13 protein-coding genes and 1 riboswitch are annotated in these 13739 nt (G+C 72.2%); of the genes, 5 read left to right on the forward strand and 8 right to left on the reverse strand.

What is annotated here, in order from left to right:
- Positions 1-103: 103 nt before the first annotated feature.
- Both AB0K82_RS04365 and AB0K82_RS04370 read right to left on the reverse strand, forming a co-directional pair.
- Positions 104-2206, reverse strand: coding sequence for a hypothetical protein (locus tag AB0K82_RS04365; RefSeq protein WP_364392583.1), 2103 nt, complete (start codon positions 2204-2206; stop codon positions 104-106).
- A gap of 162 nt (positions 2207-2368) precedes the next feature.
- Positions 2369-2824 carry an AraC family transcriptional regulator gene (locus AB0K82_RS04370; protein WP_364392585.1) on the reverse strand — a complete coding sequence of 152 codons (456 nt, stop codon included), beginning with the start codon at positions 2822-2824 and terminating at the stop codon, positions 2369-2371.
- Between AB0K82_RS04370 and AB0K82_RS04375 the strand changes: the two genes are divergently transcribed.
- The 4 genes from AB0K82_RS04375 (at position 2817) to AB0K82_RS04390 (ending at position 5957) form a co-directional block, all read left to right on the forward strand.
- Positions 2817-3059, forward strand: a complete 243-nt coding sequence (locus tag AB0K82_RS04375) for a hypothetical protein (RefSeq protein WP_364392587.1) — start codon at positions 2817-2819, stop codon at positions 3057-3059. The genes AB0K82_RS04370 and AB0K82_RS04375 overlap by 8 nt on opposite strands.
- Before the next feature lie 148 nt (positions 3060-3207).
- Positions 3208-4053 (forward strand): formyltetrahydrofolate deformylase, encoded by an 846-nt coding sequence (gene purU, locus AB0K82_RS04380; RefSeq protein WP_364392589.1) that lies wholly within the window; start codon positions 3208-3210, stop codon positions 4051-4053.
- A gap of 30 nt (positions 4054-4083) precedes the next feature.
- Complete coding sequence (locus AB0K82_RS04385) at positions 4084-5271, forward strand: M20 family metallopeptidase (RefSeq protein WP_364392591.1); 1188 nt, start codon at positions 4084-4086, stop codon at positions 5269-5271.
- 131 nt (positions 5272-5402) lie between these two features.
- Positions 5403-5957, forward strand: coding sequence for a DUF4352 domain-containing protein (locus AB0K82_RS04390; RefSeq protein ID WP_364392593.1), 555 nt, complete (start codon positions 5403-5405; stop codon positions 5955-5957).
- A gap of 1 nt (position 5958) precedes the next feature.
- Here AB0K82_RS04390 and AB0K82_RS04395 read toward each other — a convergent pair whose 3' ends face one another.
- The 6 genes from AB0K82_RS04395 to gcvT are packed head-to-tail and all read right to left on the reverse strand — an operon-like array spanning position 5959 to position 11860.
- Positions 5959-6744, reverse strand: coding sequence for a class I SAM-dependent methyltransferase (locus AB0K82_RS04395; protein ID WP_364392595.1), 786 nt, complete (start codon positions 6742-6744; stop codon positions 5959-5961).
- Between the two features lie 50 nt (positions 6745-6794).
- The gene (locus AB0K82_RS04400; protein WP_364392597.1) at positions 6795-8168 is read right to left on the reverse strand and encodes an L-serine ammonia-lyase; all 1374 of its coding nucleotides are present in this window, start codon (positions 8166-8168) and stop codon (positions 6795-6797) included.
- 6 nt (positions 8169-8174) lie between these two features.
- Positions 8175-9104: a lipoyl synthase gene (gene lipA / locus AB0K82_RS04405; RefSeq protein WP_364392599.1), complete on the reverse strand. Its 930-nt coding sequence runs from the start codon at positions 9102-9104 to the stop codon at positions 8175-8177.
- 13 nt (positions 9105-9117) lie between these two features.
- Positions 9118-10374 (reverse strand): serine hydroxymethyltransferase, encoded by a 1257-nt coding sequence (gene glyA, locus AB0K82_RS04410; RefSeq protein ID WP_364392602.1) that lies wholly within the window; start codon positions 10372-10374, stop codon positions 9118-9120.
- Complete coding sequence (gcvH, locus tag AB0K82_RS04415; RefSeq protein WP_364392604.1) at positions 10374-10757, reverse strand: glycine cleavage system protein GcvH; 384 nt, start codon at positions 10755-10757, stop codon at positions 10374-10376. Before gcvH ends, glyA begins: the two co-directional genes overlap by 1 nt.
- Positions 10754-11860: a glycine cleavage system aminomethyltransferase GcvT gene (gene gcvT, locus AB0K82_RS04420; RefSeq protein ID WP_364392606.1), complete on the reverse strand. Its 1107-nt coding sequence runs from the start codon at positions 11858-11860 to the stop codon at positions 10754-10756. Before gcvT ends, gcvH begins: the two co-directional genes overlap by 4 nt.
- Positions 11861-12027: 167 nt before the next feature.
- A riboswitch (glycine riboswitch) is annotated at positions 12028-12125 on the reverse strand.
- Between the two features lie 302 nt (positions 12126-12427).
- Here gcvT and AB0K82_RS04425 point away from each other — a divergent pair.
- The gene (locus AB0K82_RS04425; RefSeq protein WP_364392608.1) at positions 12428-13726 is read left to right on the forward strand and encodes a site-2 protease family protein; all 1299 of its coding nucleotides are present in this window, start codon (positions 12428-12430) and stop codon (positions 13724-13726) included.
- The last annotated feature ends 13 nt before the right edge of the window (positions 13727-13739 follow it).

Raw genomic sequence — 13739 nt, forward strand, 5'->3', positions numbered from 1 at the left:
GGGGGGCGGACCACGATGGATCGGATCCTTACGGTGACTTTGTGAACGCGCTAGGTGATTATAGCCAGAAAGCTGCCTGCCGCGGTATGGAGCGGTGAATATCTCAGGCGTCGGTCGGCTGAGGGGTGAGGCGAGGGGACGACGGGGCCGGGGGCGCGGGGGCTTCGGAGGTCTGGAGGGCGGTGATGGTGGCGGCGAGGGCCAAGGGGACGGCGACGGCGAGGGCCAGGGCGGGGACCGCGATCCCCGAGTCGTTGACCGCCCCGCCGACCAGAGCGGTCACGAACGCGCCCGACAGGCCGGCCCGGAACATGGGGGCGCGGTCGTAGGCGAGCTGCAGTCCGCTCGCCCCGGCGCGGCCCGGCCGGTGCAGCACGAGCAGCAGGAAGAGGAAGGCCGCGACCACGATCGGCAGGAGCGTCGGGTTGCCGAACGTGCGGACCATGGCGGTGAACTTGCGCTCCAGCCAGGGCAGGGCGTCGCCGTCGAGGAGCTGGCCGAAGAAGCGGCCCATGTGCGTCTGCCGGGCGGGCGGCCGCAGGTGGTCGAGGTAGGCCACGCCGAGCACCAGCGCCATGCCGGCCGCGCGCAGCAACTGCAGCCGCAGGAAGCCCACGCGACGGCCGCTCACCAGAAGCGCCGTCGTGGCCAGGCCGGGCACGAACGCGATCAGGCCGCCGAAGTCGCTGCCCCACGTGGTCCAGCTGTCCAGCAGCGCGGCGGTCAGCGTCATGGCGAGCACGGCGGCGACGGCCGCGCGGCGGCCATGACGGGGTTCGATCCACTGCGCGACCCCGGCGGCGGCCAGCAGGGTCGAGGTGGCCAGCACCGCGAACCCGATGTTGCCCATCCCGTAGTAGCGGCCGCCGACCAGCGGGGAGTAGCCCATGAGGCTGTCCAGCTGCAGCCGGCTGCCGGTCAGCAGGTCGGCGCCCAGGACGGCGGCCGTGCAGCCCGCGATCACCGTGCCGGAGCCCAGCACCCGGCGGCGCCACGGTCCGGCCGCGGCGACCGCGACGACCAGCGCGTCCGCGACCGCGATGCCCGCGATCAGGGCCGGCAGTGGATGGCCGCCGCGCCACCACGGAATCAGGTTCACCAGGTAGGTCGAGACCGGGACGGCCGCCGCGACCAGGGCGGTCAGGCGCGTGACGGCGAGGATCCGGGCGCGTCGCCGCTCGGCCCACCGCCGCCGGAGCGCGAGCGCGGCGGAGCCGTAGAGCAGCAGTTGGCCGACCACGAAGGCGGCGAAGAAACGGGGGATCAGCCCACGGTCGGTCTGCGCCGCGACGTCCTGCGCGCGCAGGTCCCGTACCGCCGCGGCGAGCGGGGCCGGGCGGGCCGCGTCCGGCAGCATCGGAGTGCCGATCAGCCGCGCCGGGTACGGGACGCCGAGCCGGGCCAGCATCGTCGCGGTCAGGTCCGGGAGGATCACCATGTCGGCCCGCCGGGTGGAGTCCGAGCCGAGGTAGCGGCCGGCGCTCGCGGGCCCGGTCGCCAGCACGACGCGCAGGTGCGGCGTACGGCCGTCGTCGGCGATTCCCGCGACCAGGACCTCGGCGTCGGCCGGCAGGCGCGCCAGCACCGTCCCGACCGCGGCGTCCGCACGGTGGGCCGCGGTGGCCCGGTCCGGACCCGCGACGGTCCCGGCGTCCACGATCGTGACGGCGGATCGCGCCCACCACTTCGGGGCGGGCAGGGCGGCGACGCCGGGGACGTACGCGTCGACGCGGCCGTGGGAGTCCGCGGCGGCCAGCGCCGCTCCCGGACCCACGGCGGCGGTGCGGCCGCCCGCCCGGTGCACGGCGTCCCCGAGCAGGCCGACGACGCCGAACCCGGCGTTCCGGCGGCGGATCGGGCCGACGTCTTCCACCACGGCGCCCGTTCCCGAGGGGGAGACGTCGACGGGCCGGTGGCAGTACGGACCCGCCGCGGACCGGGCACCGGCCGAAACGGTCGCCCAGCCGTCGCCCGGGCAGGTCAGGGTGCCGACCGTGCGGATCGAGAGCAGCCCGATCGCGGCCCGCCGCGCGAGGCCCCACACGTGCGGAGTGGCGGCGGGGCTCACGTCGCTCCACCGCAGCCCCGGAACCCCCATCAGCACGACGTGCCGGACGGGCGCCGCTGTCTCGGCGCGGGCCGGTGAGCCGGCGGAGGCGAGGAGCGTCAGGGCGACCGCGATCCCGGTGACTGCGCCTCTCAGCACCTGACCATCTCCTTGGGGCGTCCGAGAAACCGGTGCGGAGAGTACGGCCGTCGGCCGGCACACGCCTCGCGCTGCGGATCACGCGTGCCGGTCGACAGGGTGAAGTCTGGGCCGCGGCCGCGCGGCGGGTACAGCGTCGCCGCCGTTCGGGCTTCCGACTCTTTACCGAACCGCGTCCAGGAGGCGGCGGATCTCCGTCGAGGTGCGCCCGAACTCCGCCTTGACGGTGCGGGCCAGATGAGCCTGGTCGGCGAAGCCCAGGTCGGCGGCGACCTCGGCGAGGTTGTGCGCGCCCTGCTCGATGCGGTCGAGGGCGCGGCCGGCGCGGACGCGATTGCGGTAGCGCGTCAGGGTCAGGCCCGTCTCGCGGTGGAACACCCGGCTCAGGTGGCTGGGCGAGACGCCGAGCAGCCGGGCCAGCGTGACCAGCCCGGCGGCGTCGGGATGGTCGGCCAGGATCGCCTCGCGCGCCTGGTCGGCGAGTCCGGGACCCCTCGCGGGCCGGTGCGGGCGGACCGTCCCGGCGTCCGCCGCGCGCCCGAGGACCTGGCCGCTCGTCGAGCGGCTCGCCGCGACGGCGGGCCCCGCGCGGGCCTCCGCGATCTCCGCGTTGACCAACACCGGCACGCTGCTGACCAGCGTCGTGGCGATCGCCACTCTCGGCGGTGTCTATCTCGCGGCGCCGCGGTCGGCCGACGGACTGGTGCGCGTGACGGCGCTGCTGGGCATCCTGCTGCCGATCGGGGCGGTGTGCGCCTGGCGTACGGCCCGCGTCGCCACCGGATCACCGGAGCCGGCGCGGCCCGTACCGGCCGAGGCGGTGGCGGCGGGCGACGGCCCCGCTCGCGGCTGAACCCTCCGCCGTGCCGGCGATCCTCGCCGGTATCCGGTACGGGCCGCCGGCGTGGCCCCTGGCAGGCCGTAGGCTCGGAGGACATCGCGGGCGGGCCGGTCCACGCCCCGCCCGCCGACCGTACGATCCGACGTCTCGAAGGTGGCCGATGTCCGAATACGTGCTGACGCTGTCCTGCCCCGACCGGCCGGGCATCGTGGCCGCCGTGTCAGGGGCGCTGGCCCAGCGCGCGTGCAACATCCTGGAGAGCCAGCAGTTCGGCGACCGGAGCACCGGGCGCTTCTTCCTGCGCATCCAGTTCGAGGCGCCGGAGGGGCTGGAGGACGCGCTGCGGGAGGCGTTCGGCGCGCTGACCGGGGAGTTCGGCCTGGACTGGAACCTGTACGACCGCGCGGTCCGGTCGCGCGTGCTGATCCTCGTCTCCAAGTACGGGCACTGCCTGAACGACCTGCTCTACCGCCAGCGCTCCGGACTGCTCGACGTCGACGTCGTCGCGGTGGCCTCCAACCACCCCGACATGCGGCCGCTGACCCAGTCGTACGGCATCGACTACCACCATCTGCCCGTCACGCCCGAGACCCGCGCGGCGCAGGAGGCGGAGATCCTGGCCCTGGTCGAGCACTACCAGGCGGACCTCATCGTGCTGGCCCGGTACATGCAGGTGCTGTCCGACGACTTCTGCGCGAAGCTGCCGGGGCGTGTGATCAACATCCATCACTCGTTCTTGCCGAGCTTCAAGGGCGCCCGGCCGTACCACCAGGCGCACCAGCGCGGCGTGAAGCTCATCGGCGCGACCGCGCACTACGTGACGCCGCGGCTCGACGAGGGGCCGATCATCGAGCAGGAGGTCGCGCGCGTCGACCACACCCAGGGCCCGGAGGAGCTGATGGCGGTGGGGCGGGACATGGAATGCCTGGCCCTCGCCCGGGCCGTGCGCTGGCACGCCGAGCATCGGATCCTGCTGAACGCCGAGCGGACCGTCGTGTTCCGCTGAGCCCTGCGGAGCGGCGTAGCCTGGGGTGTCATGCCCTCTGCGCGCGTCACTCCCGACCTTCAGGACGATCTCGTACGTCTCCGTCGCGACCTGCACCGCGAGCCCGAGCTGGGCCTGGAGCTGCCGCGCACGCGGGAGAAGGTGCTGGCCGCCCTCGACGGGCTTCCCCTGGAGATCGAGCTCGGGCGATCCCTGTCCTCGGTGACCGCCGTGCTCCGCGGCTCGCCGCCCGGCCCCGCCGTCCTCCTGCGCGCCGACATGGACGCGCTGCCTCTGACCGAGCGCTCCGGCGTCGAGTACGCCAGCCGGTTCGCGGACCGGATGCACGCCTGTGGCCACGATCTGCACACCGCGATGCTGGTCGGGGCGGCGCGGATCCTCGCGGACGCGGAGTTCGCCGGCAGTGTGATCTTCATGTTCCAGCCCGGTGAGGAGGGGTCCGGCGGAGCGCGTCACATGATCGAGGAGGGAGTGCTCGACGCGGCGGGCACTCGGCCCGTCGCCGCGTACGGCCTGCACGTCACCTCGTCGGGCCTGCCGGGCGGCTTCTTCATGACCAGGCGCGGCCCGCTGATGGCCGCCGCCGACGAGCTCCACGTCACCGTGCGCGGCGCGGGCGGCCACGGCTCCCAGCCGCACCGGGCCAAGGACCCCATCCCGGCGGCCTGTGAGATGGTGACGGCGCTCCAGACGCTCGCCACCCGGTCGTTCGACGCCTTCGACCCGGTGGTCATCACGGTCGGCAGCATCCACGCGGGCACCGCGGCCAACATCATCCCGGCCGATGCGCGGCTCGAGCTGACGATCCGTTCGTTCTCCCGGGAGGCCCACGCCCGGGTCCTCGAGGGCGTCGACCGGGTCCTGCGCGGCATCGCGGCCGCCCACGGCCTGGACGTCGACATCGATCACGTCATGGGATATCCCGTCACGGTCAACACCGCCGCCGAGGCGGAGTTCGCCGCCGCCACGGCCGGTGACCTGTACGGCCCGGAGCGGTTCGTGTGGGGGCCGAATCCGCTGACCCCCGCGGAGGACTTCTCCTACGTCCTGGAGGAGGTGCCCGGGGCGTTCGTCTTCCTCGGCGCCTGCCCGCCCGACCGTGACCCCGCGACCGCGCCGTTCAACCACGCCCCGGACGCGGTCTTCGACGACGGGGTGCTGGCGGACGGGGCCGGGCTGCTCGCCGAGCTCGCCCTCCGGAGGCTGGCCTCGGCCTGAGGCGCGGGTCCCGCGACCGCCGGTTCGCCGCGCGGTGGTCCGAACCGGGTCGTTCGGTCTCCGGCACCGCGTGGCGGCCCCTATCATGATCCAGCGGTGTGCTGACAGTTCGTCCAATGGGGAGCGATGTCGTGCGGAGGCCAGCCCTGACCGCTGCTGTTGCGGCGGTACTGCTCGCCGGTTGCGGCAACGCCGCGCAGACCACGAACAACCCCCAGACCGCCACCCCGTCACCGACGCCGACGCGGGTGCAGCAGGTCAAGGTCGGGCAGACCGTCACACTCACCGGTGCGGACGACTCCGGCGGGGCCGGCCGGCTCCGCCTCGCGGTCAGGGTCAAACAGGTCGTCGCCACCACGACCGGTCATGGCGCGTTCCAACAGCCGCGCAAGGGCGAACGGTTCGCCGCCGTACGGTTCGTGCTGAAGAACGTCGGCGACGCCGCGTACGACGACAGCCCCACCTACGGCGCGAAGGTCGTGGACGCCACCGGGCAGACGTACGACCCGACGGTGGCCTCGGTGACCGCCGGCCCCGGCTTCCCCAAGGTCGTCAGGCTCCGGCAGGGGCAGGCGAAGTCGGGCGTCATCGTCTTCGCCGTGCCGAAGAAGGCGAAGGTCGTCGGCGTTACCTACGCCCTCAACGCCGGCTTCGCCACCGACCGCGCCGAGTGGCGGCTGACCTGACTCACGGAGCGAGGGGCGACCGGATCGCCGCGGTGACGATCGGGAGGTCGAACTCTCCGGACGCCGTCTCCGGCGTCGCGTGCAGGTAGTCGAGGATCTTCGCCATCAGTGCCGCCCGCTCGGCCTCCGGCAGGATGAGGACGTGCGAGTGCGTGCCGATGGTCGCCGCCATCGACGCGGCGGTCCTCCGCTGCGCGTGGGTGAACTCGGCCTGCTCGCTCGCCGGAAAGTCCGGGGTCGGGGCGAACGCCTCCTCGGCCTTCCAGTCCTTCAGGGACCGGCCGACGCGGGACACCTCTTTCAGGCCCCTGACCCAGGGGACCCGGTGGTCGTCGATGTTCCACAGGCAGGCCAGCACGCCACCGGGGGAGAGCACCCGCGCCATCTCGGGCAGGGCGCGGCCGAGGTCGAACCAGTGCAGCGCCTGCCCGACCAGGATCGCGTCGACCGATCCGTCGGCGAGGGGGATCCGCTCGGCCGTTCCCGCGACCGCCCGTACGTCCGGCAGCCGCGCGTGCAGCTCCGACAGCATGCCGAGGTCGGGTTCCACCGCGACCAGGGTGGTGGCGTACGGCATCAGGGCCTCGGTGAGCTTGCCGGTTCCGGCCGCCAGGTCGAGGACGCGCAGGGGGCCACGGGCCGCGACGGGCTCCAGCGCCCAGCGCACCGCCGCGTCGGGATAGCCGGGGCGCTCGGCGGCATAGGCGGCGGCCTGCCCGCCGAACGACGCCGCCCGGCGGGCGTGGGTCTCGGGATCGGGGCCGGGGGTGGGCGACACGGTGCTCATCTGCCCGACCATAGTCCGGCGGTGATCCGAAGACCCGTGCGACGGCGTGTTCAGCACTCGATGACGTTGACGGCGAGCCCGCCGCGCGAGGTCTCCTTGTACTTGTCCAGCATGTCGCGGCCGGTGTCGCGCATCGTCTTGATCGCCCGGTCGAGGGGGACGAAGTGGCGTCCGTCGCCGCGCATCGCGATTCGGGCGGCGCTGATCGCCTTGATCGAGGCGACGGCGTTCCGCTCGATGCACGGCACCTGCACCAGGCCGCCGACCGGGTCGCAGGTCAGGCCGAGGTTGTGCTCGATGCCGATCTCGGCGGCGTTCTCCACCTGTTCGGGCGTGCCGCCGAGGACCTCGGTGAGGCCGGCCGCCGCCATCGCGCAGGCCGAGCCGACCTCGCCCTGGCAGCCGACCTCGGCCCCGGAGATCGAGGCGTTCTCCTTGATGATCACGCCCATCGCCCCGGCGGTCAGCAGGAACCGGACGATCCCGTCGTCCGACGCTCCGGGCACGAACCGGTCGTAGTAGTGCAGGACGGCCGGGACGATGCCGGCGGCCCCGTTGGTCGGCGCGGTGACGATCCGGCCGCCCGCGGCGTTCTCCTCGTTCACGGCCAGGGCGAACAACGTGACCCAGTCCATCGCGTGCAACGGGTCCGTGGCGGTCTCGGTCACCAGCTTGCGGTGCAGGTGCGGAGCGCGGCGGCGCACCTTGAGCCCGCCGGGCAGCAGACCCTCGCGGGAGCAGCCGCGGGTCACGCTCTCCCGCATGACCTCCCAGAGCCGCAGCAGGAGCGCGCGGATCTCGTCGGGGTCCCGGCCGAATGCCTGTTCGTTCTCCAGCATCAGCGCGGAGATCGACAGGCCGGTCTCCCGGGTGTGGTCGAGCAGCTCGGCGCCGGTCGCGAAGGGATGGGGCACGACCGTGTCATCGGGCTTGATCCGGTCGGCGCCGGTGGCGTCCTCGTCGACGACGAAACCGCCGCCCACCGAGTAGTAGACCTTCTCCCGCAGCTCCACTCCTTCGGCGTCGCGGGCGGTGAACCGCATGCCGTTGGGGTGGTGCGGGAGCGACTCCTTGCGCTCGAAGACGAGGTGCTCGCCGACGACGAACGGCACCTCCTGCTCGCCGAACAGGCGGATGACGCCGCGCTCACGGACCTCGGCGACCCGGTCGTCGGCGGTCTCCACGTCCACGAGCTCCGGCTTGTCGCCCTCGAGCCCGAGGATGACCGCCTTGTCGCTGCCGTGGCCCTTGCCGGTCAGGCCCAGCGAGCCGTAGAGGATCACGTGGACGGAGGCGGTCTTCTCCAGCAGACCGTCGCGTCGCAGGCCGCGGGCGAAACGGTGGGCCGCCGCCATCGGCCCGCCCGTGTGCGAGCTGGACGGGCCGATGCCGATCTTGAACAGGTCGAAGACGCTGATCGCCATGGTGGTCTAGTCGGCCTGGCGGGCGGTGATGGCCTGCTGGTAGAGGCGTCCGGCGCGGTAGCTGGAGCGGACCAGGGGTCCGGACATGACGCCGGTGAAGCCGATGGCCTCGGCCTCGTCTTTGAGTTCGACGAACTCTTCGGGTTTGACCCAGCGTTCGACGGGGTGGTGGCGGGGGGAGGGCCGTAGGTACTGGGTGATGGTCAGCAGTTCGCACCCGGCTTGGTGCAGGTCCCGCATCGCCTCGGTGATCTCTTGGCGGGTTTCGCCCATGCCCAGGATGAGGTTGGACTTGGTGATGAGTCCGTCGGTTCGGGCGGCGGTCAGTACGGACAGGGAGCGTTCGTAGCGGAAGCCGGGGCGGATGCGTTTGAAGATGCGGGGGACGGTCTCCAGGTTGTGGGCCAGGACTTCGGGGCGGGCGGAGAAGACCTCGGCGAGTAGGTGGGGGACGTTGTTGAAGTCCGGGATGAGCAGTTCGACGCCGCAGCCGGGGACGGCCGAATGGATTTGGCGGACGGTTTCGGCGTAGAGCCAGGCGCCGCCGTCGGGCAGGTCGTCGCGGGCGACGCCGGTGACGGTGGCATACCGCAGGCCCATCGTCTGGACGGATTCGGCGACGCGGCGGGGTTCGTCGGGGTCGTAGGCGGCGGGTTTGCCGGTGTCGATCTGGCAGAAGTCACAGCGGCGGGTGCATTGGTCTCCGCCGATGAGGAAGGTGGCCTCGCGGTCTTCCCAGCATTCGTAGATGTTGGGGCAGCCGGCTTCCTGGCAGACGGTGTGCAGGCCCTCGGAGCGGACCAGGTCGGTCAGCTCGCGGTATTGGGGGCCCATCGACAGCCGGGTCTTGATCCACGGCGGTTTGCGCTCGATCGGGGTCGCGGAGTTCCGCACCTCGACACGCAACAACTTCCGGCCCTCAGGAGCGATCGTCATCGTGCGTCATCCCTCACAGGCTTGGGTAGAGAGGGTGCTTGTCCGCCAGCTCGCGGACCCGGGCGGACAGCGCCGCGGAGTCGAACGACGGCTGCAGCGCCAGCGCGATGATGTCGGCGACCTCGGCGAAGTCGTCGGCACCGAACCCGCGGGTGGCGAGGGCGGGCGTGCCGATCCGCAGACCGGAGGTCACCATCGGCGGGCGCGGGTCGTTCGGCACGGCGTTGCGGTTGACCGTGATGCCGATGTCGTGCAGGCGGTCCTCGGCGTCCCGTCCCGTGATCTCCGAGTCGACCAGGTCGACCAGGACCAGGTGGACGTCGGTGCCGCCGGTCAGCACCTTGACCCCCGCCTTGGCGGCATCCTCGCGCAGGAGCCGGGCCGCGAGGATACGGGCGCCCTCGAGCGTCCGGGCCTGCCGCTCGGCGAACTCGTCGGTCGCGGCGATCTTCAGGGCGACGGCCTTCGCGGCGATGACGTGTTCGAGCGGGCCGCCCTGCGTGCCGGGGAACACCGCCGAGTTGATCTTCTTGGCGTACTCCTCACGGCAGAGGATGAGACCGCCGCGCGGGCCGCACAGCGTCTTGTGCGTCGTGGTCGTCACGACGTCGGCGTACGGCACCGGCGAGGGGTGCAGGCCCGCGGCGACCAGGCCGGCGAAGTGGGCCATGTCCACCATCAGCAGCGCCCCGGTCTCGTCGGCGACCCGGCGGAACGCGGCGAAGTCGAGCTGCCGCGGGTACGCGGACCAGCCGGCGATGATCATCTTCGGCCGGTACTCCTGGGCGAGCCGGGCGACCTCCTCCATGTCCACGAGGCCGTCGGGACCCACGTGGTAGGCGGCCACGTTGAACATCTTGCCGGAGTAGTTGATCCGCATGCCGTGGGTGAGGTGCCCGCCGTGCGCGAGGTCCAGGCCGAGAATCGTGTCCCCGGGCTCCAGCAGCGCGAAGTACACCGCGATGTTCGCCTGCGCGCCCGAATGGGGCTGCACGTTGGCGTGGTCCGCGCCGAACAGCGCCTTGGCGCGGTCGATCGCCAGTTGCTCGGTGACGTCGACGTACTCACATCCGCCGTAGTAGCGCCGCCCCGGGTAGCCCTCGGCGTACTTGTTCGTCATCACCGAGCCCTGCGCCTCGAGGACGCCGACGGGCGCGAAGTTCTCCGAGGCGATCATCTCCAGGGTCGACTGCTGCCGCCGCAACTCGTCCGTGATCGCGGCCGCGACGTCCGGGTCGACCTCGGACAGGGGCAGGTTCAAGAGGTTCATCACGCCTCCTCGATCAGCTTCGAGTAGGCCTGCGCGTCGAGCAGGTCGGCGGGGTCGTCATCGGTCCGCACCCGGAACAGCCACCCCTCGCCGTACGGGTCGGAGTTGATGGCGGCCGGATCCTCCTCAACGGCGGTGTTCACCGCGACGACCTCACCGGTGACGGGCGAATAGACGTCGCTCACCGACTTGGTCGACTCGGCCTCGCCACACGGCTCACCGGCCTCAACGGACGCGCCCTCCTGGGGCAGCGACACGTACACGATGTCACCCAGCGCGTCGGCCGCGTGGGCGGTGATGCCGACGGTCACCACGCCCTCCGACGGCTCGGTGACCCACTCGTGCTCCTGGGTGTAGTACAGCGTCTCGGGAACGGTGCTCACGAAGTCCTCCTGTAGAACGGCAGTGCGACCTTGTCGACCGGCTCGTGCTTACCGCGGATGTCCACCGCGAGGTCGGTGTCCTCGGCATGACCCGCGTCGATGTAGGCCATCGCGATGGGCTTGCCCAGCGTCGGGGACGGCGCGCCACTGGTCACGACGCCGCAGGGCGTACCGTCCGGCGTCACCACGTCGTACCCGTGGCGCGGGACGCGACGCCCCCGCCCGACGAGCCCCACGAGGGCGCGGCCCGGTGGCGTGTCGGCGCGGGCGGCCAGCGCGGCGCGGCCGACGAAGTCACCGGGCTTGTCGAGCTTGACGGTACGGCCGAGGCCGGCGTCGTACGGGGTCGTCTCGGCGGTCAGCTCGTTGCCGTACAGCGGCATGCCGGCCTCCAGCCGCAGTGTGTCCCGCGCGGACAGCCCGGCGGGCCGCAGGTCGTCGCCGCCGGCCTCCGTGACGGCGTTCCAGACGGCGACGGCGTCACCGGCCGCCACGAACAGCTCGAAACCGTCCTCGCCGGTGTAACCGGTGCGCGCGATCAGCGCGTCGATCCCGGCGACCTTGCCCGGCAGGATCGCGTAGTACTTGAGGTCGGCGAGCGCGGCGTCGGTGAGCGTCGCCAGGATGCCGTGGGCCTTCGGGCCCTGCACGGCGATGAGGGCGTACGCGCCGGAGCGGTCGTCGACGGTGGCCTTCTCGAACCCGTCCGCCCGCTCGGTCAGCTCGGCCCGTACGGTCGCGACGTTGGCGGCGTTCGCGACGACCATGTAGGTCTCCGGGGCGAGCCGGTACACGATCAGGTCGTCGAGCACGCCCCCGGCCGGGTCGACGATCATGGTGTAGCGCGCCCGGCCGACGGCGAGCACGGACAGGTGCCCGATGAGCGCGTGGTCGAGGGCCGCCCCGGCCTGCGGGCCGGTCACGAAGATCTCTCCCATGTGGGACAGGTCGAACAGGCCCGCGCCGGTGCGGACGGCCTGGTGCTCGGCGGTCTCGCTGCCGTACCGCAGCGGCATGAGGTAGCCGGCGAACTCGGTGATCATGGCGCCGAGCTCGGCGTGGACCTCGTGGAGTGGTGTTCTCTTGGCGTCCGGCGTGGACATCGGGGCAGGCTCCTATCACGCGGGCGGCCGGGAATCCCATCCTCCCATTGGCACGCGAAATGCGGTGGCGGTGCCCTCCCCCTCTGTCATCGGTGCCTGAGAGCTTCACCCCCTCGTCAGGGGCTTGCACCTTCGGCGGGAGCGTGGCTCCACTTTCCAGAGGTCGCCTGGTCCGCGCGGTTCGTGTGGCCTGAGAGGTTCCGGGGAGGGGTTGCTCCTTCGGCGTACCTCGCTGGCAACGAGGTCACTCTCCCGCACGGGATCAACGGCATGGCCAGGCTAGCAGGACCTTCCGGGAGACGGAATCGAGCGCGGGCCGCTCCGCAGGCGGCGCGGGGAGCCCCGAGGCATCACCCGGCCGGTCGCCGGGCCCCGCACGGACGACGGGCCGGGCAGGAGGGCGTACACGCGCCCGGGACGGCCCTCGGGCACGGGTTTTCGGCATACGCTTGACCGGTCGAGATCTCGGAGGCCCTCGGTGAGCGTGCGCGACACGGTGCGCGGAGCGGCCTGCCGCGGAGCCCGGTGGGCGCCCGCGGTGCGACGGGTGAGGAGCGTGTGCGGGCAATGAGCGTGCTTTTCGTGGTGGGCATCGTCGTCTTCTTCCTCGGGCTGCTCGCCTCGATCGCCCTGCACGAACTGGGCCACATGTCCTTCGCCAAGCTCTTCGGCGTCCGCGTGCCGCAGTTCATGGTCGGGTTCGGGCCCACGATGTGGTCACGGCGCAAGGGCGAGACCGAGTACGGCGTCAAGTGGATCCCGCTCGGCGGCTACATCCGGATGATCGGGATGCTGCCGCCCCGCCGGGGCGACGCGCCCGGGACGGTCCGCCAGGGGTCCACCGGTCCGTTCCAGGGGCTGATCGAGTCGGCGCGCGGCGCCGCCCTGGAGGAGGTCGGCCCCGGCGACGAGGACCGCGTCTTCTACCGCAAGAAGTGGTGGCAGAAGGTCATCATCATGTTCGCCGGGCCGTTCATGAACATCCTGCTGGCGTTCGTGTTCATCAGCGTCGTCGTCATGGGGATCGGCATCTCGACCCTGCAGCCGGTGATCGACTCGGTCTCCAAGTGCACGATCCCGGCCGCGCAGGCGGGCCGTGACTGCCAGGCTGGCGACCCGGTGACCCCGGCGGTACGCGCGGGGCTGCGGCCCGGCGACCGGATCGTTTCCTACGAAGGCCACCGGATCCACACGTACGCGCAGTTGCAGGGCCTGATCCGGGGGTCCGGCGGCCGTACGGTCCCGGTCGTCGTCCACCGCGGCGGCCAGGACATTCCGCTGAGCGTGCCGGTGACCACCAACCAGATGCAGTCGCTGACCGACCCGGACAAGACCGAGACCGTCGGGTTCCTCGGGATCAGCCCGACGAGCGCCCGCGAGCGGCAGGGCCCGGGCGTGGTCGTGAGCACGATGACCGACCTGACCAAGCACACCTTCGGGTCGCTGATCGACATGCCGAAGAAGATGGTCGGGGTCTGGAACGCGGCGTTCAGCGACAAGAAGCGCGACCCGAACGGGCCGATCGGCGTCGTCGGCGCCAGCCGGATCGGCGGGGAGATCGCCGCCTCGAAGGAGCCGGGCCTGGACAAGCTCGCGTTCTTCCTGATGATGCTGGGTACGGTCAACTTCGCGGTCGGCATGTTCAACCTCGTGCCGCTGCTGCCGCTGGACGGCGGACACATCGCGGGCGCGCTGTGGGAGGCGGTGAAGAAGGGCATCGCCCGGGTGGCCCGCAGGCCCGACCCCGGCCACGTCGACGTGGCGAAGGCGCTCCCGCTCACGTACGCGATGGCCGCGGTGATCATCACGATGGGCGCTCTGCTGATCTACGCGGATCTGGTGAATCCGGTACGCCTGAACGGCTGACGGTCTCGGCGGC

It is taken from the genome of Actinoallomurus sp. NPDC052274 (assembly GCF_040679475.1).
Classification (GTDB): domain Bacteria; phylum Actinomycetota; class Actinomycetes; order Streptosporangiales; family Streptosporangiaceae; genus Actinoallomurus; species Actinoallomurus liliacearum.